At 64.5% G+C, this 513-nt stretch carries 1 protein-coding gene; it reads left to right on the forward strand.

The genetic code is table 11. The features are described 5' to 3' along the window. On the forward strand, positions 1-513 hold a 513-nt coding region (locus FUT88_RS24910; protein ID WP_186829381.1), incomplete at both ends, for a malonate decarboxylase subunit alpha.

The following is a 513-nucleotide window of genomic DNA, read 5'->3' on the forward strand; positions in this document are numbered from 1 at the left end:
GGCGATATCGTCGCCGCGCTCGAAACGCTGCTCGCCCCGGGCGACCGCGTCGTGCTGGAAGGCAACAACCAGAAGCAGGCAGATTTCCTCTCGCGCTCGCTGGCCAAGGTGAACCCCGAGCGCTTGCACGATCTGCACATGATCATGCCGAGCGTGAGCCGCGCCGAACACCTCGACATTTTCGAAGCCGGCATCGCGCACAAACTCGACTTTTCGTTTGCGGGGCCGCAGAGCCTGCGCATCAGCCAGTTGCTGGCCGACGGGCTACTGGAAGTCGGCGCCATCCACACCTATATCGAGCTGTATGCGCGGCTGGTGGTGGACCTGATCCCCAACGTGTCGCTGGTGGCCGGTTTCAAGGCCGACCGCGACGGCAACATCTACACCGGGCCCAGCACGGAAGACACGCCCGCGCTGGTCGAGCCCACCGCGTTTTCCGATGGCATCGTCATCGTGCAGGTCAACGAGATCGTCGATGACCCGGCCGACCTGCCGCGCGTTGACATTCCCGGC

Source organism: Ralstonia sp. TCR112 (assembly GCF_007997035.1).
GTDB lineage: Bacteria > Pseudomonadota > Gammaproteobacteria > Burkholderiales > Burkholderiaceae > Ralstonia > Ralstonia edaphi.